The sequence below is a fragment of the Pseudideonella sakaiensis genome, from assembly GCF_048320135.1.
Classification (GTDB): Bacteria; Pseudomonadota; Gammaproteobacteria; order Burkholderiales; family Burkholderiaceae_C; genus Ideonella_A; species Ideonella_A sakaiensis_A.
In genome coordinates, this window is sequence record NZ_CP182947.1 from 2,557,954 (window position 1) to 2,581,697 (window position 23,744).

At 65.4% G+C, this 23,744-nt stretch carries 18 protein-coding genes; 10 read left to right on the plus strand and 8 right to left on the minus strand.

The window, feature by feature from the left end:
• Positions 1–5: 5 nt before the first annotated feature.
• Positions 6–1,805, plus strand: a complete 1,800-nt coding sequence (locus ACNH6H_RS11540; RefSeq protein ID WP_418317792.1) for an ABC transporter substrate-binding protein — start codon at positions 6–8, stop codon at positions 1,803–1,805.
• A gap of 97 nt (positions 1,806–1,902) precedes the next feature.
• On the opposite strand, the gene ACNH6H_RS11545 is transcribed toward ACNH6H_RS11540, so the two are convergent.
• From ACNH6H_RS11545 to ACNH6H_RS11555, 3 genes are all read right to left on the minus strand, one after another.
• Entirely contained in the window at positions 1,903–2,106 is a 204-nt protein-coding gene (locus tag ACNH6H_RS11545; protein WP_418317794.1) for a hypothetical protein, read from the minus strand.
• Between the two features lie 170 nt (positions 2,107–2,276).
• Positions 2,277–4,598, minus strand: a complete 2,322-nt coding sequence (locus tag ACNH6H_RS11550; RefSeq protein WP_418317796.1) for a transglycosylase domain-containing protein — start codon at positions 4,596–4,598, stop codon at positions 2,277–2,279.
• Positions 4,599–4,723: 125 nt separating this feature from the next.
• Positions 4,724–5,968 carry a potassium/proton antiporter gene (locus tag ACNH6H_RS11555; RefSeq protein ID WP_418317798.1) on the minus strand — a complete coding sequence of 415 codons (1,245 nt, stop codon included), beginning with the start codon at positions 5,966–5,968 and terminating at the stop codon, positions 4,724–4,726.
• A gap of 395 nt (positions 5,969–6,363) precedes the next feature.
• On the opposite strand from ACNH6H_RS11555, the gene ACNH6H_RS11560 reads away from it, so the two are divergent.
• Positions 6,364–6,783: a response regulator gene (locus tag ACNH6H_RS11560; protein ID WP_418317800.1), complete on the plus strand. Its 420-nt coding sequence runs from the start codon at positions 6,364–6,366 to the stop codon at positions 6,781–6,783.
• A gap of 19 nt (positions 6,784–6,802) precedes the next feature.
• On the opposite strand, the gene ACNH6H_RS11565 is transcribed toward ACNH6H_RS11560, so the two are convergent.
• Both ACNH6H_RS11565 and ACNH6H_RS11570 read right to left on the minus strand, forming a co-directional pair.
• Positions 6,803–7,435, minus strand: coding sequence for a response regulator (locus ACNH6H_RS11565; RefSeq protein ID WP_418317802.1), 633 nt, complete (start codon positions 7,433–7,435; stop codon positions 6,803–6,805).
• A gap of 43 nt (positions 7,436–7,478) precedes the next feature.
• Positions 7,479–8,576: a response regulator gene (locus tag ACNH6H_RS11570; RefSeq protein WP_418317804.1), complete on the minus strand. Its 1,098-nt coding sequence runs from the start codon at positions 8,574–8,576 to the stop codon at positions 7,479–7,481.
• A gap of 280 nt (positions 8,577–8,856) precedes the next feature.
• On the opposite strand from ACNH6H_RS11570, the gene ACNH6H_RS11575 reads away from it, so the two are divergent.
• From ACNH6H_RS11575 to ACNH6H_RS11590, 4 genes are all read left to right on the plus strand, one after another.
• A complete protein-coding gene (locus ACNH6H_RS11575; protein WP_418317806.1) occupies positions 8,857–11,748 on the plus strand; it encodes a PAS domain-containing protein in 2,892 nt (963 codons plus the stop codon).
• 120 nt (positions 11,749–11,868) lie between these two features.
• On the plus strand, positions 11,869–13,290 hold the full coding sequence (locus tag ACNH6H_RS11580) for an FAD-binding oxidoreductase (RefSeq protein ID WP_418317808.1): 1,422 nt from the start codon (positions 11,869–11,871) through the stop codon (positions 13,288–13,290).
• Positions 13,291–13,335: 45 nt separating this feature from the next.
• A complete protein-coding gene (locus tag ACNH6H_RS11585; protein ID WP_418317810.1) occupies positions 13,336–13,962 on the plus strand; it encodes a hypothetical protein in 627 nt (208 codons plus the stop codon).
• Positions 13,963–13,990: 28 nt separating this feature from the next.
• Entirely contained in the window at positions 13,991–15,214 is a 1,224-nt protein-coding gene (locus ACNH6H_RS11590) for a nucleotide disphospho-sugar-binding domain-containing protein (RefSeq protein WP_418317812.1), read from the plus strand.
• On the opposite strand, the gene ACNH6H_RS11595 is transcribed toward ACNH6H_RS11590, so the two are convergent.
• The 3 genes from ACNH6H_RS11595 to ACNH6H_RS11605 form a co-directional block, all read right to left on the minus strand.
• Complete coding sequence (locus ACNH6H_RS11595) at positions 15,195–16,730, minus strand: SpoVR family protein (RefSeq protein ID WP_418321288.1); 1,536 nt, start codon at positions 16,728–16,730, stop codon at positions 15,195–15,197. The two genes, ACNH6H_RS11590 and ACNH6H_RS11595, sit on opposite strands and share 20 nt — an antisense overlap.
• A 95-nt stretch (positions 16,731–16,825) precedes the next feature.
• Positions 16,826–18,100: a YeaH/YhbH family protein gene (locus ACNH6H_RS11600; RefSeq protein ID WP_418317814.1), complete on the minus strand. Its 1,275-nt coding sequence runs from the start codon at positions 18,098–18,100 to the stop codon at positions 16,826–16,828.
• Between the two features lie 122 nt (positions 18,101–18,222).
• Positions 18,223–20,145 (minus strand): PrkA family serine protein kinase, encoded by a 1,923-nt coding sequence (locus ACNH6H_RS11605; protein ID WP_418317816.1) that lies wholly within the window; start codon positions 20,143–20,145, stop codon positions 18,223–18,225.
• On the opposite strand from ACNH6H_RS11605, the gene ACNH6H_RS11610 reads away from it, so the two are divergent.
• From ACNH6H_RS11610 to ACNH6H_RS11625, 4 genes are all read left to right on the plus strand, one after another.
• Positions 20,135–20,437: a hypothetical protein gene (locus tag ACNH6H_RS11610; RefSeq protein ID WP_418317818.1), complete on the plus strand. Its 303-nt coding sequence runs from the start codon at positions 20,135–20,137 to the stop codon at positions 20,435–20,437. The two genes, ACNH6H_RS11605 and ACNH6H_RS11610, sit on opposite strands and share 11 nt — an antisense overlap.
• 159 nt (positions 20,438–20,596) lie before the next feature.
• Positions 20,597–21,319 carry a trehalose-phosphatase gene (otsB, locus tag ACNH6H_RS11615; RefSeq protein ID WP_418317820.1) on the plus strand — a complete coding sequence of 241 codons (723 nt, stop codon included), beginning with the start codon at positions 20,597–20,599 and terminating at the stop codon, positions 21,317–21,319.
• A 108-nt stretch (positions 21,320–21,427) separates the two neighbouring features.
• A complete protein-coding gene (locus ACNH6H_RS11620; RefSeq protein WP_418317822.1) occupies positions 21,428–22,816 on the plus strand; it encodes an alpha,alpha-trehalose-phosphate synthase (UDP-forming) in 1,389 nt (462 codons plus the stop codon).
• A 2-nt stretch (positions 22,817–22,818) separates the two neighbouring features.
• Complete coding sequence (locus ACNH6H_RS11625) at positions 22,819–23,736, plus strand: mechanosensitive ion channel family protein (RefSeq protein WP_418317824.1); 918 nt, start codon at positions 22,819–22,821, stop codon at positions 23,734–23,736.
• The last annotated feature ends 8 nt before the right edge of the window (positions 23,737–23,744 follow it).

Below are 23,744 nucleotides of genomic sequence, written 5' to 3' on the forward strand. Positions count from 1 at the left end.
CCACGATGAAACTGCGTACCACCGCGTTGGCCGCGGCAGTCGCGCTGGCCCTGATGGCCTGCGGCAAGAAAGAGGAGACGGCGCAAGCGCCGGCTGCTGCGCCTGCAACCGAGGCGGCCTCGGTGGCTGCCGCCCCCGCCGCCGACGATCCGGCCGTGAAATGGATCAATGAGGAATTCCAGCCCAGCACGCTGAGCAAGGATCAGCAGATCGAGGAGATGAAGTGGTTCAAGGAGGCCGCTGCCAAGCTGAAGGCGAAGGGCGTCAACGAGATCTCGGTCGTTTCGGAAACGATCACGACCCACGAATATGAAGCGAAGACGCTGGCCAAGGCCTTCACCGAAATCACCGGCATCAAGGTCAACCACGACCTGATCCAGGAAGGCGACGTCGTCGAGAAGCTGCAGACGTCGATGCAGTCGGGCCAGAGCATCTATGACGGCTGGATCAGCGACTCCGACCTGATCGGCACCCACTACCGCTACGGCAAGATCCTGAACCTGACCGACTACATGGAAGGCGCCGGCAAGGAATTCACGAATCCCGGCCTCGATCTGAAGGACTTCATCGGCACCAGCTTCACGACCGCGCCGGACGGCAAGCTGTACCAATTGCCCGATCAGCAGTTTGCCAACCTGTACTGGTTCCGCGCCGACCTGTTCGATCGCGATGATCTGAAGCAGAAATTCAAGGCCAAATACGGCTACGAACTCGGTGTGCCGCTGAACTGGAGCGCCTACGAGGACATCGCCGCCTTCTTCACCAACGACGTGAAGGAGATCGACGGCAAGCCGGTCTACGGCCACATGGACTACGGCAAGAAGGACCCGTCGCTCGGCTGGCGCTTCACCGACGCGTGGTTGAGCATGGCCGGTACCGCCGACATCGGCATTCCGAACGGCATGCCGGTCGATGAATGGGGCATCCGCGTTGCCGACGACAAATGCACGCCGGTCGGCGCATCGGTGGCACGCGGTGGCGCAACCAATTCACCGGCGGCCGTCTACGCACTGAGCAAATATGTCGACTGGATGAAGAAATACGCACCGAAGGAAGCCACCGGCATGACCTTCGGCGAAGCGGGTCCGGTTCCGGCACAGGGCCAGATCGCGCAGCAGATCTTCTGGTACACCGCGTTCACCGCCGACATGGTCAAGCCCGGCCTGCCGGTCGTCAATGCCGATGGCACGCCGAAGTGGCGGATGGCGCCTGGGCCGAACGGCCCGTACTGGAAGCAGGGCATGCAGAACGGTTACCAGGACGTCGGCTCATGGACCTTCTTCAAGGACCACAACCCCGACAAGGTCGCCGCTGCCTGGCTGTATGCGCAGTTCATCACCAGCAAGACGGTATCGCTGAAGAAGACCATCGTCGGTCTGACGCCGATCCGCGAAAGCGATATCCAGAGCCAGGCGATGACCGACATGGCGCCGAAGCTCGGTGGTCTGGTCGAGTTCTACCGCAGCCCGGCGCGTGTTGCGTGGACACCGACCGGCACCAACGTGCCCGACTATCCGAAACTTGCCCAGCTGTGGTGGAAAAACGTTGCGCAGGCGGTGACCGGCGAGAAGACACCGCAGAAGGCGATGGACTCGCTGGCCGAGGAGATGGACGACGTGATGGCTCGGCTGGAGCGTGCCGGCATGACCAACTGCCCGCCCAAGCTCAATCCCAAGGGTGACCCGAACAAATACCTGAGCGACAAGGGCGCACCGTGGAAGAAGCTTGCCAATGAGAAACCGAAGGGCGAGACGATTGCCTACGACACGCTGCTGACCGCCTGGAAGGAAGGTCGGGTGCGCTGATCACGATCGGGGCTGACCGCCCTGTCAGCCGCGCGTGGCAGTTTGCCCGCGCGGCTTTTTTCTTGCCGGCGACCGGGGGGCGGCCGCGCCGTGTCGCTCAATAACGGCGCAAGACCTCGCGGATTTCCCGATCTGCCTCCTGGCAGCGGATATCGTGGCAGAGGTGCTCGCGGTGATGCGCACGGTGCCGGTCGAAGCGGTCGGCGCGCATCGGCGCCGGCTCATGGTGGCGATCCGACCGCGCCGGGAAGGCATGGTCCGGCATGTCCTGGATCGGCAGGGAATGGCGGGATCGGTTCATCAAACAACTCCTTTGCACGCAGCGAAGTGGCGATGGGACGAAGGTCGGGTGGCGGCCGGATGGGGTGGACGTTTCAGGTGCGTGGTGCACTGCAGATCAATGTGCTCGACCGGCCGGGCAGTCCCTGTCGGCATCCTTTCCATGTTCTTGTAGGATTTTTCTGCCGTTCATCAGTTGGCGAAGGCGGCCGCCGCAGCGGTGCGCAACATGCCGCGATCGGCCGCATAACCACCGGCGGCGACTTCGGGTGCCGGTTGCTGCGGCGCGTCATCGCCGACCAGCAGATAAGGTGCGGACGGGCGCGGCCGATGGACAGGCGCCATGATGTGTCCTTCATCGCCGGCCACGTCGTCGCCATCGTCAGCGGAGAACGGTGCGGGTGCCGGTTGCCACAGCATCGGCGGCTTCGGCCGCGCCACTTGCGGAAACCGGAAATCCATCGCGAGCAGATCGCGGTCGCGCGCCTCGCGCAGGAAGTCGCCGACCAGCAGCAGCGCGCTCCTGCCGCCCTGCCCCCACTCGGTGCTGCGCATCGTGACCCGCTGGTCGTTGAAGCCGACCCAGGCACCGGTGACGAGATTCGGCTGCAGCGAGATGAACCAGCCATCCGCGTTTCGCTGCGAGGTGCCACTCTTGCCGGCGATATCGGCCTTGATGCCGAACTGGCTGCGCAAGCGCGTGCCGGTTCCGCGGTCGACCGCGTCGCGCAGGATGTCGACCATCGCAGCCGCATGCTCGTGTTCGAGCACCTGCTGCGGCTGGCTCTCGAAGCGCACGAGCAGCCGGCCATCGCGGGCGCTGATCGCCTCGATCAGCGTCGGATCGCGGCGCGTACCGAGGGCAGCCAGCGTGCCATAAGCGCCGGCCATCTCGAGCAGCGTCACCGGGCTGGTGCCCAGCGCCAGCGACGGCACCGGATCGAGCGGCGAGTGGCGGATGCCGACTGCACGCGCATACTGGATCACACGGTCGACGCCGACCTGGTGCATCACCTGTGCGGTGATGCTGTTGCGCGACTTCGACAGGCCCGCACGCATCATCATCCATTCGCCACTGCTCGAGCCGACGTCGCCCGGCGTCCAGGTCGCACCGTCGGCCAGCGTCATCGTGAACGGCCGGTCCGCAAACATCCGGTTCTGCGGCATGCCGCCGGCCAGTGCGGCGCCGTAGACAAAGGGCTTGAAGGTCGATCCCGGTTGGCGGCGTGCCTGGGCGACATGGTCGAAGCGATCGAGTTTCCAGGACCGGCTGCCGACGTAGGCCCGTACCGAGCCTGTCTGCGGATCGAGTGCGACAAACCCGGCTTCCAACCTCGTCTTCGCCGCTTTCAGTTCGGCCAGCGGGGCCGAGTCAGCCGAGGGCCGGCCTGCAGCAACTGGCTGCAGCCCGGGCGCCGGTTGCTGCAGTTCGGCCAGCAACGCCGGGTTGCTCTGCCAGAAATAGGCGAATGCCTGTTCGCCGGCCGGCTTCTTCGGCGGCCCGGCGCGCAGCGTGCGGCTCGACCATTCGCTGTCGGCCACCTGCTGGAGCAGTTCGGTCTGGCGCTCGACCGCGGCCTCGGCGATGCGCTGCAGGCGCGCATCGAGCCCGACCTGGATCCGCAAGCCGTCGCGCCGCGGGTCGATGCCATGCTGGCCCGCCCACTGCGCAACCTGCGCCCTGACGACCCGCAGATAGTGGGCTGCCAGCTGCGGCTCGAGATCGTGGCGTGTGATCTGCACGCCCAGCGGCTGCGCATGTGCGGCAGCCAATTCGGTCTGGCCAAGAACGCCTTCGCGCGCCATCAGCCGCAGCACCAGATCGCGCCGCGCACGGGCGCGCTCCGGACGGCGCTCCGGATCGTACTGGCTCGGCCCCTTCAACATCGCGACCAGCAGCGCCGCCTCATGCGCAGCGATCTCCGATGCCGGCTTTGCAAAATAGGTTCGCGCCGCCATCTCGATGCCGACCACGTCGTAGAGGAAGGGCACGTTGTTCAGATAAAGCGCGAGGATCTGCTGCTTGGTGTAGGCCTGCTCGATCTTCAGCGCGACGACCAGCTCGCGCAGCTTGCGCAGCAACGAACGTTCGTTGCCGATGCGTTTCGGAAACAGGTTGCGTGCCAGTTGCTGGGTCAGCGTCGAGGCACCCTGGATATCACCACGCAAGGTGTGGCCGGCGGCAGCAACGATGCGGCGCAGATCGATGCCGCCGTGTTGATGGAAGCGCCGGTCTTCCGTTGCCAGCAGCGCCTGCACGATCGCCGGCGCAACCTGGTCGAGCGCAACCGGCACCGACTGGTTGTTGCCGATCGTGTCGAGCAATTCACCGTCGGCCGACACAATCAGGCTCGGCTGGGCATTGACCCGCTCGACGATCGCACGCGCATCGGGGGTCGTATTCCACAACCACAGCAGACCGAGCGCCGCGCTTGCCAGCATCGCGGCTGCGGCCATGCCGCCACGCACCAGCCAACGGCTCAAACGTCCGCCGTCGCCTTGGTCTGGCGGCATGGCCTGAGGGTGCAGTTGCGGATCGATCGGCGGATTCACGGCGGCGGGGAAAACGATGCTCTGATGAGATCGGATGCTCCGCCTTGTCGAGCCCGCCGTCGTTCAGGCGGCCGCGCAAAATATCGTCAGTCGGCACCTACAGGCCCGGGCGCCGGCTTCAGCGGCGCGGTGCCGGCGGCATCCGGCCGGGTCAACCCGAGACGGCGCGCCAGCCAGCCCATCGACGGGCCCTGCAGCAGCAGCGATGCCAGCACAACGACGAAGGCGACATCGAAGAAGCGCTGCGCGCCGGCAAGTCCGGCGACGACGGGGTAGGCGGCGAGCACGATCGGCACCGCGCCGCGCAAGCCGACCCAGGCGACGAAGGTCTGCTCGCGCCAGCTGAAGCGCAGCGGCGCCAGGCACAACATCACCGCCAGCGGCCGCGCGACCAGCATCAACGCCGCGGCGACGAACAATGCCGGCCAGGCCATCTGCAGCAACTCATGGGGCGTCACCAGCAGGCCGAGCAGCAGGAACAGCCCCGCCTGCGCGAGCCAGGTATAGCCGTTCAATGCGGTCAGCGCCGGCTGCACGATCCGCTTCGCGCGGTTGCCGACGATCAGGCCGAACACGTAAACCGCGAGAAAGCCGGAGCCGTCGAGCAGGCCGACCAGCGCAAAGACGGTCAGACCGGCGGTGGCCAGCAGAAGCGCGCTGAGGCCATCGTGGTCCTTGGCGATCGGCAGCCGCAGCAGCCCACGGCTGACCAGTGCGCCCATGCCCCAGCCGATTGCAAGGCCCCAGGCAATCTGTTCGACGAACAGCATGCCGATCACTTCGGCCGCGCCGTCCGGTGCCTTGATCAACGTGATCATCGCCAAGGTCAGGAACATCGCGATCGGATCGTTGAGTCCGGATTCGACCTCGATCGTTGCATTCAGACGCGGCTTCAGGCGCACACCACTTTGCGACAGTTGCGCAAAGACCGCGGCCGCATCGGTCGACGCGATCACCGCGCCGAGCAGCAGGCCATGGCGCCAATCGATATCGAGCGCCCACCACGCGGCGAGACCGGCCAACGCACTCGTCAGCAAGACACCGATGGTTGCCAGCATGCTGGCTGGCCACAGGCCGAGCCGCACGCTGGCTTTCGGCGTGCGCAGCCCGCCATCGAGCAGGATGATCGCCAGCGCGACATTGCCGACCGCGGCAGCGAGCTGGTAGTCGGCAAACGGCAGCCCGAGCGGGCCGTCGACACCGGCGAGCATGCCGACGATCAGAAAGACAAGCAGGTGCGATACGCCGATCCGCCGCGAGTAGAGGCCGGCGACCAGGCCAAGCGAAACCAGGCAGCCGCCAAGGACCATCAGCAGGTAGAGGGTCTTCATCGGAAGCTGGGCATGGAAGGTTCAATCATTGACATGACACCCGATTCTGCGGGCTGCCGGCAGTGCAACGGCTTGGGTCGGGGCCGCGTCCTACAGTGGGCGCGCCGCTGTTCCGACGGGACGTCGGACTGAAGAAATCTCGGCGCCTTGATGCGCCGCAAAAAGCAATCGTAGGACCTTACCGACAGTTCACCGCGGGACCAGCCGATGGGTTGTCTTGCAGGCTTCAGGCACGATTGGACTCAAATGCAGCCCAGGAGTTTTCAGCGATGGACCGGCTTTCCGACGACACAGCACCAGCCCATGACGATTCGCGCCATGGCCGGATGCCGCCCGGCGGACACCCGGGAGCGGCCGGCCAGCAGGCGGGCGGCTTTCAGGACGCACACCGCGCCATGAACGAGAACCGCGATGCCGGTCGATCGGAGCCACCGTTGCTGAGCTGTTTTCTGGTCGAGGACAGCCCGGTGATCCGGCAGAACCTGATCTCCACGCTGGAGGAAATGCTGCCGGTCGAGGTGATCGCGTCCGCCGAGGACGAAGCCGAGGCGGTCGAATGGATGCGGCGCAGCGATACCCGCTGCGACCTGATGATCATCGACATCTTTCTGCGCTCCGGCACCGGCCTCGAGGTGCTGCGTCACGCGCGCCGGCTGAAGCCCGAGGCACGCCTCGTGGTGCTGTCGAACTATGCAACCGCCGACATGCGCACCCGCTGTGCGCAGCTGGGCGCCGATGCGGTCTTCGACAAATCGGCCGAGGTCGACGAGCTGATCGCCTATGGCGAGCAGCTGGCCAGCGGCCGCCTGAACTGAGCTTCGCCGCGCCGCGCGGCTACTGGATCAGCCCGTTTTTCATCGCGTAATACGTCAGGTCGCTGTTCGACGACAGCCGCATCTTCTCCATCACGCGGGTCCGGTAAGTGCTGACGGTCTTCACCGACAAGGCCATGCTGTCGGCCATGTGGCCGATTGCCTCGCCTTTTGCGAGCCGCAGGAAAACCTGGAATTCACGCTCGGAGAGCAACTCGTGCGGCAGCTTGTCGGTATCTCCGGACAGCCCGTCGGCGAGCATCTCGGCGACCGCCGGCGTGATGTATTTGCGGCCGCGGTAGACGGTGCGGATCGCCTTGACGATCTCTTCCGGATCGCATTCCTTGTTCAGATAGCCGCTGGCACCCTGCTTCAGCAGCGTCGTCGCGTAGTGCGCTTCCGGATAGCCGCTGAGGATCAGCACCGGCAGCCCGGGCTCGCGGGCCTTGATCGCGGCCAGCGCGTCGACGCCACTCTGGTCCGGCATCGACAGGTCCATCACGATGACATCGACTTCGCCCTTGCGCACCAGATCGAGCGCCTCGCGGCCATTGGCCGCCTCGCCGGTGACACGCAGATCGACCTGATCGGCGAAATACTGTTTCAGGCCGGCACGAACGACGGCGTGGTCATCAACAATCACGACTCTGATCATCGCAGTTCCAGTTCCAGTCAAATACCCGCGGCTTGCGGCCCGATCAGCCTTCGCTGCGCGGCAGGATCAATTCGAACAAGGTACCTTCGCGGTCGCGCGAGCGACCGACGAATGAACCGCCATGGGCACGGGCCACACGCTCGGTCGCGTGCAGCCCGGGGCCGACCTGGGACGGCGGCAGCCCCGGCACGGCCTGGCCACCACCGAACAGATGCTGACACGATGCGTCCGGCAGCACCGTGTCCATCTCGACACGCAGCACCAGCGAACGCCGCGAATGCCCGTCGGCATGGACCCGGACCGGTACCCCGGCACCGTGAATCGCGCACAGCAGCAGCAACTGATCGAGCGCCTCGCCGATCATCGCCGAATCGAACATGCCGCGGACGTCGCCATCGACCTGCAGTTTGACATCGACATCGGCGAGCATGAAACCGGTCGCGATATCGATCCGCGAACGCGCCAGTTCGGCCAGATCGGCTTCGGCAAGCACGGGACGCAAATCATCGCCAGGCAGGCTCGACAGGTTGACCAGGTGGTCGACCTGGCGGCCGAGTGTCGCGGTGGCAGCCTTGATGCGTTCGCCGGCCTGGCGCAGGCCCTGCGGCTCGGCGCGGCGGATCACCAGTTCGGCATTCAGCGCCAGAGCGGCCAGCGGGGTGCGGATATCGTGCGACAACGCGCCGATCATCAGCGCGTTGACCTTCGACAGGCGCTTCATGTCGTCGATGCGGTCGGCCATTTCACGGCGCTGCCGCTGCAATTCGATCAAGCCGTTGACCTTCGCGCGCAGCAGCCCCGGGTCCGGCGGGCTGTAGAGGAAATCGATGACGCCGCCGGCATCGGCCGAAAAATCGCGCCACGAGCCCGGCTTGCTGCTGATCAGCAGGATGATCGGTATGTGCCGACCCTTGTCGGTCTGATGGATGCGCCGGGCGAGATCGATGCCGTCCAGGCCGGGCAGTTCGAGATCGACCAGCGCGAGCGCCGGGTCGTGTTGTTCGAGCAATTCCAGCGCGGCTGCTGCCGACGCCGCGGTCAATACCGTCGAGCTGCCATCGTCGAGCGTTTCCAATACCGACTGGCGTATCGTCGATTTCTCGTCGATCACCACCAGCATCTGGCAAAGCTTCGAAGCCATCGTCTCCCTCCGCAAGACACACCAGAAGGTGGTCGGTTCAGTGAATGCGCCAAGCACGCGCTGCGGCAGCCGGCGGCTCGCAGGAACGTAACGGATTTTGCTCCGTCCGCGAAGACCTTGGTGTAGGCCGCTGCCTACAGAACGAGAAGGCCGATGCCGCTTATCGCTGCGACGACCCCGCAACACACTGTTTTTGCGCAGGCACGCTAAGCCGGGAGGAACGGTCCGGGCCCCTCGCCGCATGGTGCGATTTTGCCCCGCTGGTTTCCAGGAGAACCGTTTGTTCCGCATTCCCGCGTCCGTTGACAGCTCGATCGAGACGTTGTTCGAGATGCTTCCGAACCCCTACGTCGTGCTCGACCGTGAACTGCGCATCGTCGGCGTCAACCGGGCCTATCTGAGCGTCACCGGCCGCAACGCCGAATCGCTGCTCGGCGTCAAGCTGCTCGACGCCTTTCCGAGCGACCCCGACTCGCCGTCCGGCCGGCAACTGCGTCAATCGTTCGAGCGGGTGCTGAACGAGCGGTCGGTCAGCCACATCGCACGCATCCACTATCCGATCACCGGCCCCGACGGCGCCGTCGAGGATCGTTACTGGAGCACGACCCATGTGCCGGTGCTCGACCGGCAGGGTGAGGTCGAACTGATCCTGCAGCACACCGTCGACATCACTGAACTGGTTCAGTTGCGTGAATCTGCCGCTGCAGCGCCGATTGCGGTCGAGGCCAGCGTGATGCGGCGTGCCGAGGCGCTGCAGGCCGACTATGCGGCGCTTGGCGCCGAGCGCCAGTTCCTGCGCCAGCTGTTCGAGCAGGCGCCAGGCTTCATGGCGGTGTTGCGGGGCCCGGAGCATGTATTCGAACTCGTCAATGCGGCCTACCTGCAGTTGATCGGGCACCGCTCGGTGGTTGGCAAGGCAGTTCGCGACGCGCTGCCGGAGTTGCACGGCCAGGGCTTGTTCGAGATTGCCGATCAGGTGTACCGCAGCGGCGAGCCGTTTGTCGGGCGCGCGATGCCTGCCGAACTGCAGCGCGAACCCGATGCCGACTTGCAGAAGGTCTTCCTCGACTTCGTCGTGCAGCCGATCCGCGATCCCGCCGGCACCGTCGCCGGGCTCTTTGTGCAAGGCCACGACATCACCGAACAGCTGCAGGCCCAGCAGGCGGCAAGCGAGAGCGAGGAACGTTTCCGCACGCTGGCGCATTCGATGCCGAACCACGTCTGGACCGCGACGGCCGATGGGCGCATCGACTGGTGCAACGAGCAGACGCTCGAATATGCCGGCGTCGAGCTGGATGCGCTGAGTGGCGACCGCTGGGTCAGCATCGTCAATCCGGACGACGTGCCGGTGGCCGAGGCGGCGTGGCGGCGTTCGATTGCCCGCGGCGAACCATACCGGACCGAATTCCGGCTGCGCCGCCACGACGGCGTCGAGCGCTGGCACCTGGCGCGGGCAACCGCACTGCGCGACGCCGCCGGCCAGATCAAGCGCTGGATCGGTACCAATACCGACATCGACGACCAGAAGGCCAGCGCGGCGCTGCTGTCGGACCTGAACAATGTGCTGGCGCGGCGCGTCCAGGAGCGCACGCTCGAGCTGCAGAAGGTGCAGGACGTGCTGCGCCACAGCCAGAAGATGGAGGCGATCGGCAACCTCGCCGGCGGCATTGCGCACGACTTCAACAACCTGCTGCAGGTGATCGGCGGCAATCTGCAGCTGCTGTCGCGCGATGTCGTCGGCCAGCCGCGCGCCGAGGACCGCGTCAACAAGGCGCTCGGCGGTGTCGTGCGCGGCGCGAAGCTGGCCTCGCAGCTGCTCGCTTTCGGCCGCCGCCAGCCCCTGGCGCCGAGGGTCGTCAATGTCGGCCGGCTGATCCGCGAGATGGACGACATGTTGCGCGGCTCGCTCGGCGAGGCGATCGAGATCGACACGGTGATCGCCGCCGGCCTGTGGAATACGCTGGCCGACCCGGTGAATGTCGAGAACGCGCTGCTGAACCTGACGCTCAATTCGCGCGATGCGATGGGCGGTCACGGCAGGCTGACGATCGAGGCCGGCAATGCGTGGATCGACGATGCCTATGCAATGGCTCACGACGATGTCCAACCCGGGCAGTACGTGATGATCGCGGTCACCGATACCGGTTCGGGGATGACGCCCGAAACGGTGGCGCGGGCCTTCGATCCCTTCTTCACGACCAAGCCCGAAGGCAAGGGCACCGGCCTCGGCCTGTCGATGGTGTACGGCTTCGTCAAGCAGTCGGGCGGCCACATCAATGTCTACAGCGAGCCGGGCCAGGGAACGACGGTCAAGATATACCTGCCACGCAGCATCGGTGGCGAAGACCCGCCGGCCGAGCCGGTCGCAGAGCAGGTCGAGACCGGCAACGAGATGGTGCTGGTGGTCGAGGACGACGACGGCGTGCGCGAGACGGCGGTCGCCCTGCTGAGCGAACTCGGCTACCGCGTGCTGAAGGCGCGTGATGCCGATGCCGCACGGGCGATCATCGAAAGCGGTGTCGCGATCGATCTGCTGTTCACCGATGTCGTGATGCCCGGCCAGTTGCGCTCGACCGAACTGGTGCGGCTGGCGCGCCAGCGGCTGCCGGGGCTCGCGGTGCTGTTCACTTCCGGGTATCCGGAAAATTCGATCGTCCATGGCGGGCGCCTCGATCCTGGCGTCCACCTGCTTGGCAAGCCCTATACACGCGAAGCGCTGGCGCGCAAGGTGCGGCGGGTGCTGTCGGCGGCAAAGCTTTCCGACAACCGCGAACCAGCCAAACCCGGCACCGACGTCGAGCGGCTCGACGTGCTGTTGTGCGAGGACGATTTTGCAGTCCGGCAGACGATGGCCGAACTGCTCGAGTCGATGGGATGCCGCGTTGCCCAGGCAGGCAATGCGGCCGACGCCAGGGCGAGGATCGACGCCGGCCGCTGCGATCTGCTGATCACCGACCTCGGCCTGCCCGACGAAGACGGCCTCGACCTCGCGGCCTGGGCGCTCGACCGACGGCCCGGCCTGGTCATCGCGATTGCCAGCGGCATGGGCACCGCCCATGCCGCCCGCCTGCCCGGCGTGCTGACGCTTGGCAAGCCATTCGACGTCGACGACCTCGAAAAACTGCTCGGCGAGGCGCGCACCCGCCTGCGCCGTTCTGCGTCCTGCAGCTGACATCAGCGGGGTGGGTCGAATCCGCAACGGCGTGAACCGAAGCGCCGGCAGTGGTAGTCTTCCGTGGGTTTGTCGGCGCTGGGAAGGCCAGCGCAACAGGCCTGCCAGACTGGAACCGCCATGAATGCGCCGCTGCCCTCCCACCTGCTGCCCGAACTGAAACCCCGGCCGGTGCCGGCCGAGATGGTCGACCTGCTGCGCGAGCGATTCGGCGACCGCTGCTCGACCGCACTCGCGGTGCGCGAGCTGCACGGCCGCGATGAATCGCCGATCGATGCGCCGCCGCCGGAGGTCGTGGTCTTCTGCGAAAGCACCGAGGACGTGGCCGATGCGATCAAGCTCGCCGACCGCTTTGCGGTGCCGGTGATCCCGTACGGCGTCGGCTCGTCGCTGGAAGGCCATCTGCTCGCGGTGCAGGGCGGCATCAGCCTGGACCTCGGCCGGATGAACCGAATCATTTCGGTACAGGCCGAGGACCTGACGGTCACGGTGCAGGCCGGCGTCACGCGCAAGCAGCTGAATGACGAGATCCGCCACAGCGGGCTGTTCTTCCCGATCGATCCGGGCGCGGACGCCAGCATCGGCGGCATGTCGGCAACCCGCGCCAGTGGCACCAACGCCGTGCGCTACGGCACGATGCGCGAAAACGTGCTCGGCCTGAAGGTCGTCACCGCACAGGGCGAGGTGATCGAGACCGGCACCCGGGCACGAAAATCCTCGGCCGGCTACGACCTGACGCGGCTGATGATCGGCAGCGAAGGCACGCTCGGCGTGATGACCGAGATCACGCTGCGCCTTTATCCGCAGCCGGAGGCGATCCTCGCGGCGATCTGCAGTTTTCCGGATGTCGATTCGGCGGTGCGCACGACGATCCAGGTCATCCAGATGGGGGTTCCGATTGCGCGCTGCGAACTGCTCGACGCCCACTCGGTGCGCGCGGTCAATCGCCACGACAAGCTGTCGCTGCAGGAATCGCCGATGCTGCTGATGGAATTCCACGGCAGCAGCGCCGGCGTCGCCGAGCAGGCCGAGGTGGTGCAGGAAGTGGCGGCCGAGTTCGGCGGCCAGGGTTTTGTCTGGGCGACGACGCCGGAAGAACGCAACCGCCTGTGGACGGCACGCCACCATGCCTATTTCGCGGTGCTGCAGACCAAACCTGGCTGCCGCTGCGTGACCACCGATACCTGCGTGCCGATCTCGCGGCTTGCCGACTGCATCAATGAAAGCGTCGTCGAGGTCGAGGCCTCCGGCCTGCCGTATTTCATCGTCGGCCATGTCGGCGACGGCAATTTCCACCTCGGTTATCTGGTCGATCCGAAATTGCCTGAGGAACGTGAAACCGCCGAGCGGCTGAACCGCCAGCTGGTCGAGCGCGCATTGCGGATGGACGGCACCTGCACCGGCGAACACGGCATCGGCCTGCACAAGATGGACTTCCTCGTCAGCGAGGCAGGCGAGGAGGCGGTGGCGATGATGCGGCGGCTGAAGCAGGCGCTGGATCCGAAAAACATCATGAACCCGGGCAAGATCTTTGCGATGTGAACACCAGGCGGCAGCCGTGCTGCCGCGCCACCGGGCCCAGCCTTCGTGATCAACGATGCGCGGCATCTCGCTCCACGCGGCAGCGTTCGCGCCGCGGCATTCGTGCTAGCGGCATTCGCCCGGCCGACCACGGTGGGCGCGCTGCTGCCGTCGTCGCGCCACCTGGCGCTGGCGATGGCCGAAGCCGCGGCAGGTGCCGAACGGCTGATCGAACTCGGCGCCGGCACCGGCGCCATCACCGAGGCGCTGTGCCGCGAGCATCCGGGGATACCGACCACCGCGGTCGAACTCGAGCCGCGGCTCGCACAGCACCTGAGCCGGCGTTTTCCGGGCATCGAGGTGCGGGCTGCGGCGGCCGACGAGGTGCTGCGCGCGATGAGCAGCGGCCACGGTTCAACCGTGCTGGTGTCGTCATTGCCGTTCCGTTCGCTGCCGCCGTTCTGGCGCCAGCGCAGCCGGCAGGCGATCGAGGACTTTCTGCTGGCGCAACCGATGCGGCGGTTGATCCAGTTCACCTACCAGCCGCGCGTGCCATTTGATCTGCAGCACGTCCATGCGCTGCGCTGGCGACGGGTCGGCGTGATCTGGCGCAATGCGCCGCCGGCCTGGGTCTGGGAGCTCGGGCCGGTCGGCAACGGCCTGGTGTTGCCAGAACTCGCGCGCGCCGCCTGAAGGCGACGGCCGGGCCGACTTCGTCCGCATGGCGCGTTTGCTGCTAGCCTGGGAACTCGGCACCGGTTTCGGCCATGCGGCGCCTCTGGCGCAATTGGCCGAACGGCTGCTCGAGCGCGGCCACGATGTCGACCTGGCATGGCAGGACCTGTCGCTGTGCGCCGCGGTATTGCCCGGCCTGATCGGCCACCCCCGGCTGCACCAGTGGCAGGCGCCGATCTGCACAGGCAGCCGATCCGGGCTCGCCGATCCGGCCAGTTTTCCTGAAATGCTGTTGTGCAGCGGACTCGGCGATGTCGACCGGCTGCTCGAGAGCGCCCGTGGCTGGCGGCAGTTGTTCGACGCCATCCAGCCCGATCTGCTGGTTGCCGACCATGCGCCGACGGCATTGCTCGCCGCCCGCGGCAGGCCGATGCGCGTTGCGACCTTCGGCAACGCCTTTCTGATCCCGCCAGCGCTCGCGCCGATGCCGGTATTCCGCGACTGGGAAGCGGTCGATGCCGTGCGGCTGGCAGCGTCCGAGGCGCGCCTGCTGACCGCCTGCAATGTGGTGCTGGCCGCGCTCGGCGAGCCGCCGATGACGGCGGTGCGTGAGCTGCTGCGGGTCGACGAGCAATTTCTGCTTGGCTGGCCGGAGCTCGATCACTACCGGCCATTGCGCGAGAGCCCCCCGTCGCCCTGCTGGGGCTGGCCACCGCCGCCACGCGTCGCGGCGGCGCCGGCGTCATGGCCGGCCGACCATCCGGGCCGCCGGCTGCTCGTCTACCTGCGGCACGACCACCCGGCCATCGAGACGGTGCTGGCGGTGCTGCGCGCCGGGCCATGGGCGTCGCTGGTCCATCTGGTACGCGCCGACGACGCAGCCACATCACAGGTTGCGGCAGGCGGCGTCGTGATCGTCAACCGGCTGCTCGACCTGTCGTCAACGCTCGCCGACGCCGATCTGCTGGTCAGCCACGCGGGCAGCGGAACGGTCTACGCCGCATTGCAGGCCGGTGTGCCGACCCTGCTGCTGCCAACCCATGCCGAGCAGCTGATGCTGGCCAGACGGGTTGCGGCAACCGGTGCCGGCGTTCTGATGTGGCCCGACGAGGTCGGTACCCGCTTCGCCGGAGCGTTGTCGGCGATGCTCGGCTCACCGGGTTTCGCCGCTGCCGCGCGGGCGCTCGCAGCGCGCCAGGCGATTGCGCCTGCCGACGTGCTGCCGCGGATCGTCGAGCGCTGCGAGGCGCTCAGCGCGCAGGCGCGCTGACCGACCAGCGTTTCTGCACCTCGCCGGCGTTGTTGACGCTTTCGAGCTGGACGCCGAAGCCCCATAGCCGTGCGACGTGTTTCAGCATCTCCTGCGCGCTGTCGTGCAGCGGCCGGTCGTTGTGCTGGTTGTGGCGCAGCGTCAGCGAACGGTCGCCGCGCATGTTGACATTCCAGACCTGGATATTCGGCTCGCGCGCGCCGAGGTCGTACTGGTGCGACAACATCTGCCGGACTTCCCGATAACCCGCGTCGTCGTGGATCGCGGCGACCTCGAGCTCGGATTCCTTCTCGTCGTCACGGATCGCGAAGAAACGGAATTCGCGCATCAGCCGCGGCGACAGGAACTGGCCGATGAAGCTTTCGTCCTTGAAATTGCGCATCGCGTGGTCGAGCACCTCGAGCCAGTCGCCGCCGGCGATGTCCGGGAACCACTGGCGATCCTCTTCGGTCGGGTTCTCGCAGATCCGCTTGATGTCGGTGTACATCGCAAAACCGAGCGCATACGGATTGATGCCGCTGTAGCCGCGGTCGACGACACGCGGCTGGTAGACGACATTGGTATGCGACTTCAGCCACTCGATCATCGTGCCGTCGGTCAGATGGCCGTCGTCGTACATCGTATTGAGCAGCTTGTGATGCCAGAAGGTCGCCCAGCCTTCGTTCATCACCTGGGTCTGGCGCTGCGGGTAGAAATACTGCGCGATCTTGCGCACGATGCGCACCACCTCGCGCTGCCACGGCTCGAGCATCGGCGCATTCTTCTCGATGAAATACAGCAGGTTTTCCTGCGGCTCGTCGGGAAAACGCTTGTCATGGGATTCTTCCGGCGACTTGTCCGGCCTTGGCGGCAGCGTGCGCCACATATCGTTGATCTGCTGCTGCGCATAGGCCTCGCGTTCGGCGCTGCGCTGCGTCTCCTGCGCCAGGCTCAGCTTGCCGGGGCGCCGATAGCGGTCGACGCCGTGGTTCATCAGCGCATGGCAGCTGTCGAGCAGCTGTTCGACGGCATCGATGCCATGCCGCTCCTCGCACTTGCCGACGTAGTCCTTCGCATAGACCAGGTAGTCGATGATCGAACTCGCGTCGGTCCACATCTTGAAGAGGTAATTCCCCTTGAAGAAGCTGTTGTGGCCGTAGGCCGCGTGGGCAATCACCAGCGCCTGCATCGCCATCGTGTTCTCCTCCATCAGGTAGCTGATGCAGGGATTGCTGTTGATGACGATCTCGTAAGCCAGGCCCATGTGGCCGCGCCGGTAGTTCTTTTCGGTCGCGATGAATTCCTTGCCGTAGCTCCAGTGGCGGTAGTTGACCGGCATGCCGACCGACGCATAGGCGTCCATCATCTGTTCGGCGGTGATCACCTCGAGCTGGTTCGGGTAGGTGTCGAGGCCGAAACGCTCGGCGGTTGCGCGGATCACCTGGTGGTATTGCTCGATCAGCTCGAACGACCAGTCGCTCGGCGCCGGCAACGGTGCAGCCGCCTTCGGCGGCGTTACCAGATCGGCCGCGCGCATCGGCGGCGGCGGCGCGGCGATCGGCACCGGGTGCAGCGGCGACGGCGCCAGCACCGGACTGCTTTCGGTGATCGGGCGGTCGGTCACATCGTTGTTCATGCTGCGGCCCCTTCCTTCTTGAACAAGTCGCGGAATACCGGGTAGATCTGCGCCGGCTCGGTCGCCTTGCGCACCGCAAACGTCGGATGCTGCGCCGCCAGCGCGGCATATTCGTCCCACAGATTCTGCTCTTCCTCGGCGACCTGCACGTACGCGAAATAGCGGCACAGCGGCAGGATCGAGGTGGCGAGCAGCTCACGGCAACGCCCACTGTCGTGGTGCCAGTTGTCGCCGTCGCTGGCCTGCGCGCCGTAGATGTTCCACTCGCTGGTCGGATACCGCGTGCGGGCGATTTCCTCCATCAGCACCAGCGCGCTCGAGACGACGGTGCCGCCGGTTTCGGTCGAGTGGAAGAAGTTCTGCTCGTCGACTTCCTGCGCCTGCGTGTGGTGGCGGATGAAGACGATGTCGATGCGCTCGTAGTGGCGAGTCAGGAACAGGTAGAGCAGGATGAAGAAACGTTTCGCAAGGTCCTTGCGCGCCTCGTCCATCGAGCCCGAGACGTCCATCAGGCAGAACATCACAGCCTTCGCGGTCGGCACCGGCACCCGGACCCGGCTGCGAAACCGCAGGTCGATCGGGTCGAGGAAGGGGATCCGCTCGATGCGCTCGCGCAGTTCCTTGATTTCCTGTTCGAGCGCCGGGATCTCGACCTCGCGCGCTTTTGCGTCGCCCGAGGCCTTCAGCAGTGCCAGCCGCTCCTCGAGCTCGCGCAGCGTGCGCTTGGACTCGCTGCCCAGCGCCATCCGGCGGCCGATCGCGCCACGCATCGATCTGACGACGTGCAGGTTGTTCGGCGTGCCGTCGCTCGAATAGCCGGCGCGGTGGGTCTTGTATTCGGGCGTCTCGGCCAGCGTCGTGCGGGCCAGGTTCGGCAATGCCAGGTCGTCGAAAAAGACCTGCATGAACTCTTCCTTCGTCAGGTGGAAGACGAAGTCGTCTTCCCCTTCACCGGAATCGCTCGCCTGGCCGCCGCCACCACCGCCGGCGCCGCCCTTCGGGCGCTCGATGCGGTCGCCACGCACATAGTCCTGGTTGCCCGGATGGACCATCTCGCGTTTGCCGCCCTGTCCATGGCCGAATACCGGCTCGCTGATGTCGCGTTTCGGGATCGTGACGTCTTCGCCCTGCGCCAGATCACGGATGCCGCGCCCATCGACCGCACGTTTGACCGCCTCGCGGATCTGCTCCTTGTGGCGGCGCAAGAACCGCTCACGGTTGCCGATCGACTTGTTCTTGCCGGCCAGACGTCTGTCGATGATCTGCTGCATTCAGACGGCCCCCCGTTGCGCCTTCGGTGCTCCCCCCCAGGGGCGCGACGCCAGCGGCCCGGCGGAGCCAGTTCCGCGGCGTCTGCTTGATCGGGTCCGGTATCTGCGCATGGTGAACTCCATCAGCTCGACTTGCGGACTCTGAGGTACCACTCGCAGACGAGCCGCACCTGCTTGGCGGTATAGCCCTTGTCGATCATCCGGGTCACGAAGTCCTCGTGTTTCTTCGCCTCGTCGGCGCTGGCCTTGGCGTTGAAGCTGATCACCGGCAGCAGTTCCTCGGTATTCGAGAACATCTTCTTCTCGATCACCGTGCGAAGCTTCTCGTAGCTGGTCCAGACCGGGTTGTTGCCGGCATTGTTGGCGCGTGCGCGCAGCACGAAATTGACGATCTCGTTGCGGAAGTCCTTCGGATTGGCAATGCCGGCCGGCTTCTCGATCTTCTCGAGTTCGGCATTCAGCGATGCGCGGTCGAACACCTCGCCGGTATCGGTATCGCGGTATTCGTGATCCTGGATCCAGTAGTCGGCGTAGGTGACGTAGCGGTCGAAGATGTTCTGGCCGTATTCGCTGTAGCTCTCGAGGTAGGCGGTCTGGATCTCCTTGCCGATGAACTCGGCATAACGCACCGACAGGTGCTCCTTGATGAACGCGAGGTATTTCTGCTCGAGTTCGGCCGGGAACTGCTCGCGCTCGATCTGCTGCTCGAGCACATACATCAGGTGCACCGGATTGGCGGCGACCTCGGAGCTGTCGAAATTGAAGACCTTCGACAGGATCTTGTAGGCAAAACGCGTGCTGATGCCGCTCATGCCTTCGTCGACGCCGGCATAGTCGCGGTATTCCTGGTAGCTCTTCGCGCGCGGGTCGGTGTCCTTCAGGTTCTGCCCGTCGTAGACCAGCATCTTCGAGAACAGGCTCGAATTCTCCGGCTCCTTCAGGCGGGTCAGGATCGCGAACTGGCTCATCATCTTCAGCGTGCCCGGCGCGCAGGTCGCGTTGGCCAGTGACGAACCCTTCAACAGCTTCTCGTAGATCTTGATTTCTTCCGATACCCGCAGGCAGTACGGAATCTTCACGATGTAGATGCGGTCGAGGAAAGCCTCGTTGTTCTTGTTGTTGCGGAAGGCCTTCCATTCGCTCTCGTTGCTGTGCGCGAGAACGACGCCGTCGAACGGAATCGCGCCGAAGCCTTCGGTGCCCTTGAAATTGCCTTCCTGGGTCGCGGTCAGCAGCGGGTGCAGCACCTTGATCGGCGCCTTGAACATCTCGACGAATTCGAGCAGGCCCTGGTTCGCCAGGCACAGGCCGCCGGAGAAGCTGTAGGCATCCGGATCGTCCTGGGCATATGTCTCGAGCTTGCGGATGTCGACCTTGCCGACCAGGCTGGAGATGTCCTGGTTGTTTTCGTCGCCCGGCTCGGTCTTCGCGATCGCGACCTGCTTCAGGATCGACGGATAACGCTTGACGACGCGGAACTGGCGGATGTCGCCGCCGAATTCATCGAGCCGCTTGACCGCCCACGGCGACAACACGCGGTTCAGATAACGCGTCGGGATGTTGAATTCCTTCTCGAGGATCGGGCCGTCCTCGATCGGATCGAACAGCCCGAGCGGCGACTCGTTGACCGGCGATCCCTTGATCGCATAGAAGGGGACTTCCTGCATCAGCGATTTCAGCCGTTCGGCGATCGAGCTCTTGCCGCCGCCGACCGGCCCGAGCAGATAGAGGATCTGCTTCTTTTCCTCCAGGCCTTGCGCGGCATGGCGGAAATACGAAACGACCTGCTCGATCGCATCCTCGAGCCCGTAGAACTCGGCGAAGGCCGGGTAGATCTTGATCAGCTTGTTCGCGAACAGCCGCGACATCCGCGGGTCGTTGCGGGTATCGATGGTCTGGGGTTCGCCGATCGCCTGCAGCATGCGTTCTGCTGCGGTGGCATACGCAACCGGGTTGCGTTTGCACTCCTCGAGATACTCTTCGAGTGAGAGTTCCTCTTCGCGCGTGCGCTCGTAGCGGGCGGCGAAATGGCTGATGACATCCATGCTGAGCTCCTTCAATGGAGGCGACATGGGCCTGGAGTTCGCCCATGTCGGGGGAAGTTCTGATGAAGTCCTCGACTTCAGGGCTTCATCAGAGCTTTCCTTCGCATCAGCTGGTGACGTATCTCAAGCTTGGTTCATGCGCAGTCACTTTGGTCTCCGGAATAGCCCGCAGACCACCGTGCTTCTGTTGCGAGAACTCTACGCAAATTGTGTGCCTTCGGATGCTTTCCACCGAAGCCGCTGCATCCGCTGCACCGGCTCCGTTGATGGTTTCGAGTCGTTGTCGGTTTGAAAGTTTCAGCATTGCCAGCTTACAACGCATCGTGTTCCGGATGGGACGACCGGGAAAATGATCGGGCGGATTTGTCATGCAATAAGCCCGATTCGTTGCATCCTTGCCGATGCAGCTACCGTCGATGGGTCTGGTTGCGCATCGGCTATCGTTGGGGACATGGCAATACTTCCCCGCCCCGACGCCGGATGCGCGGTCTTTTTCGATTTCGACGGCACGCTGGTTGATCTGGCCGCGCGCCCGGACCTGGTTCATGTACCGCAGGCACTGCCGCACCAGCTGGCGCGCCTGGCCGCGCAACTCGATGGTGCATTGGCACTGGTCTCGGGCCGTCCGGTAGCGCAGATCGACGGCTTTTTGCAGCCGGTCGTGCTGCCGGTTGCCGGTGTCCATGGTGCCGAGCGGCGCGCCCACGACGGCACGACCTCGAGGCTGCAACTGCCGGGGCTGGATGTCGTCGCCGATCGCCTGCAGGCCTGGTGCGACAGGCATCCGGAGCTGCTGCTCGAACGCAAGCCGGCGGCGATTGCGCTGCATTACCGCGGCGCCGACGAACTCGAGGAACAGTGTGTCGCCGCGATGACACAGGCCGCACGCGAATTGCCCGAGATGAGCCTGATGCACGGCAAGAAGGTGCTCGAACTGAAACCGAAGGCGGCCAACAAGGGCTCGGCATTGCGCGCCTTTCTCGCCGAGCCTCCGTTTGCAGATCGCAAGCCCTTCTTTTTTGGCGACGACGTCACCGACGAGGCCGGCTTCGAGGCGGTGCAGCAACTCGGCGGCGTCGCCGTCAAGGTCGGCGAGGGCGAGTCGCTGGCAAGTTACCGGCTTGCCGGACCGGCGGCGGTTCGGCAGTGGCTGCAAGCGCAGCTGGACGGCTGAGCTGGCGGGCCCGCAGGGACCCGGCCACCTGCTTTTCGTCTAGCGAGGCCGGTCCGATGAAGTGAGCGATTGCTCTCGCAAAAACCCTTTTGAAATGGAGAATCTCTGATGGCGAATCGTCTGGTGGTGGTATCGAACCGGGTCGCCGATCCACGCAAGACGGCGGCTGGCGGACTGGCCGTTGCGATGGGCGATGCGCTGGCCAGTTCGGGCGGAATGTGGTTCGGCTGGAGCGGGCAGGTCATCGATCCGAACAACCCGCCACCGTCGCCCGGCCCGTCGGGGGTCCATGTGCACAAGGCCGGCAATGTCACGCTGGCCACCGTCGACCTGACGGCCGACGATCACCAGGCCTACTACCTCGGCTACTCGAACGGCGTGTTGTGGCCGGTCTTCCACTACCGCCTCGACCTCGCCGATTTCGAGGCCGGTTATATCGACGGCTACCGCCGCGTCAACCGGATGTTTGCGCACAAGCTGCTGCCGCTGCTGCGCGACGATGACGTGATCTGGGTGCAGGACTATCACCTGATCCCGCTGGCGGCCGAACTGCGCGCGCTCGGCTGCAAGCAACGGATCGGCTTTTTTCTGCACATTCCGCTGCCGCCGCCGCAGATCCTGTCGGCGATCCCGGCGCATGAATGGTTGATGCGTGCGTTGTTCGCCTACGACCTGGTCGGCGTGCAAAGCCAGACCGACCTGAGCCACCTGCACCGCTACCTGGCCAGCGAAGCGCCCGCCGAGGAAGCTGCCGATGGCCGGCTGCTCGCCTATGGCCGCAGCCTGCTCGCCGCCTCGTTCCCGATCGGCATCGACGTCGATGAGTTCGTCGAGATCGGCAAGGGCGCCGAAGCGCGCGAGCTGTACGGGAAGATGCGCGAGCAGTTTGCCGGCAAGCAGCTGCTGGTCGGCGTCGATCGCCTCGATTATTCGAAGGGCTTGCCGCACCGCATCCGCGCCTTCCGCCACCTGCTCGAGCGTTATCCGGACAACCGCGGCAGCTCGACGCTGGTGCAGGTGGCGTCGCCGTCGCGCGAGGATGTCGAGGCGTATCACGAGATCCGCCGCGAGCTCGAAGGGCTGTGCGGCGCGATCAATGGCGACTATGGCGACATCGACTGGGTGCCGATCCACTATATCCACCGCACCGTCGCCCGCAAGCGGCTGCCGGGCCTGTTCCAGGCCGGCAGGGTGGCACTGGTGACGCCGCTGCGCGACGGCATGAACCTCGTCGCGAAGGAATTCATCGCCTCGCAGGATGCCGCCGATCCCGGGGTGCTGGTGCTGTCGCGTTTTGCCGGCGCGGCGGAACAGTTTGCCGATGCCCTGCCGGTCAATCCGTACGACACCCAGGCCACTGCCGAAGCGATCCAGGCGGCGCTCGCGATGCCGCTGGCCGAACGGCAGATCCGCCACCAGCGGATGCTCGAGCAGATCCGCCAATTCGACGTCCACTGGTGGCGCAAAAGCTTTCTCGAGACCTTGATGGAGAGTTGAGCGTGGACTTTGCAGAACTTGTCTCGCAATTCGGCCCTGGCATCAGGTCGGTCACGATGACCAGCCTGCGCATCGTGCTGATCGTCGTGCTGGCCTGGGTCGCCGCGACGCTGTTCTCGCGCACGATCCGCGCATTCCGGATCCGTGTCGCGAACCGGATGGGCGAAGACCGCGAGTCGGTCAAGCGGGCCGAGACGCTGGGCCGCGTATTCCGATATCTGGTCACCGTCGTGATCTCGCTGATCACCGCGATGCTGGTGCTCGGCGAACTCGGCATCTCGGTCGCGCCGATCCTCGGCGCCGCCGGCGTCGTCGGCCTGGCAGTCGGCTTCGGTGCACAAAGCCTGGTCAAGGACTATTTCACCGGCTTCTTCCTGCTGCTCGAAAACCAGATCCGCGAAGGCGATGTCGTGCGCATCGATTCGAACCATGCCGGGCTGGTCGAGGTCGTGACGCTGCGCCATGTGCAGCTGCGCGACTACGACGGCAACGTGCATTTCGTGCCGAACAGCCAGATCTCGACCGTCGTCAACATGTCGCGCGGATTTGCCAATGCGGTGATGGACATCGGCGTCGCCTACCGGGAAAACGTCGACGAGGTGATGGCGGTGATGCACGAGGTCGGGGAGGCCTTGCGCGAGGACGCCGAATTCGGCAAGCGCATCCTCGACAAGCTCGAGATGGCCGGCGTCGACCGCTGGGGCGATTCGGCGGTCGTGCTGCGTTGCCGGTTCCGGGTCAAGCCGCTCGAGCAATGGGCGGTGCGCCGCGAATACCTGCGCCGGCTGAAGGCGGCATTCGACGAACGCGGCATCGAGATCCCGTATCCGCACCTGACGGTTTATGCCGGCCAGGACAAGACCGGCGACGCGCCGATTTTCCCGCTGCGGCTGTCGCGCGGGCCGTCGGCTGCACAGTAGCTGAAGGG

Coding starts and splice junctions, on each gene's coding strand:
- ACNH6H_RS11540 (WP_418317792.1), top strand. CDS start 6: ATGAAACTGCGTACCACCGCGTTGGCCGCGGCAGTCGCGCTGGCCCTG.
- ACNH6H_RS11545 (WP_418317794.1), bottom strand. CDS start 2,106: ATGAACCGATCCCGCCATTCCCTGCCGATCCAGGACATGCCGGACCAT.
- ACNH6H_RS11550 (WP_418317796.1), bottom strand. CDS start 4,598: ATGCCGCCAGACCAAGGCGACGGCGGACGTTTGAGCCGTTGGCTGGTG.
- ACNH6H_RS11555 (WP_418317798.1), bottom strand. CDS start 5,968: ATGAAGACCCTCTACCTGCTGATGGTCCTTGGCGGCTGCCTGGTTTCG.
- ACNH6H_RS11560 (WP_418317800.1), top strand. CDS start 6,364: ATGAACGAGAACCGCGATGCCGGTCGATCGGAGCCACCGTTGCTGAGC.
- ACNH6H_RS11565 (WP_418317802.1), bottom strand. CDS start 7,435: ATGATCAGAGTCGTGATTGTTGATGACCACGCCGTCGTTCGTGCCGGC.
- ACNH6H_RS11570 (WP_418317804.1), bottom strand. CDS start 8,576: ATGGCTTCGAAGCTTTGCCAGATGCTGGTGGTGATCGACGAGAAATCG.
- ACNH6H_RS11580 (WP_418317808.1), top strand. CDS start 11,869: ATGAATGCGCCGCTGCCCTCCCACCTGCTGCCCGAACTGAAACCCCGG.
- ACNH6H_RS11590 (WP_418317812.1), top strand. CDS start 13,991: ATGGCGCGTTTGCTGCTAGCCTGGGAACTCGGCACCGGTTTCGGCCAT.
- ACNH6H_RS11595 (WP_418321288.1), bottom strand. CDS start 16,730: ATGCGCGCGGCCGATCTGGTAACGCCGCCGAAGGCGGCTGCACCGTTG.
- ACNH6H_RS11600 (WP_418317814.1), bottom strand. CDS start 18,100: ATGCAGCAGATCATCGACAGACGTCTGGCCGGCAAGAACAAGTCGATC.
- ACNH6H_RS11610 (WP_418317818.1), top strand. CDS start 20,135: ATGACATCCATGCTGAGCTCCTTCAATGGAGGCGACATGGGCCTGGAG.
- ACNH6H_RS11605 (WP_418317816.1), bottom strand. CDS start 20,145: ATGGATGTCATCAGCCATTTCGCCGCCCGCTACGAGCGCACGCGCGAA.
- otsB (WP_418317820.1), top strand. CDS start 20,597: ATGGCAATACTTCCCCGCCCCGACGCCGGATGCGCGGTCTTTTTCGAT.
- ACNH6H_RS11620 (WP_418317822.1), top strand. CDS start 21,428: ATGGCGAATCGTCTGGTGGTGGTATCGAACCGGGTCGCCGATCCACGC.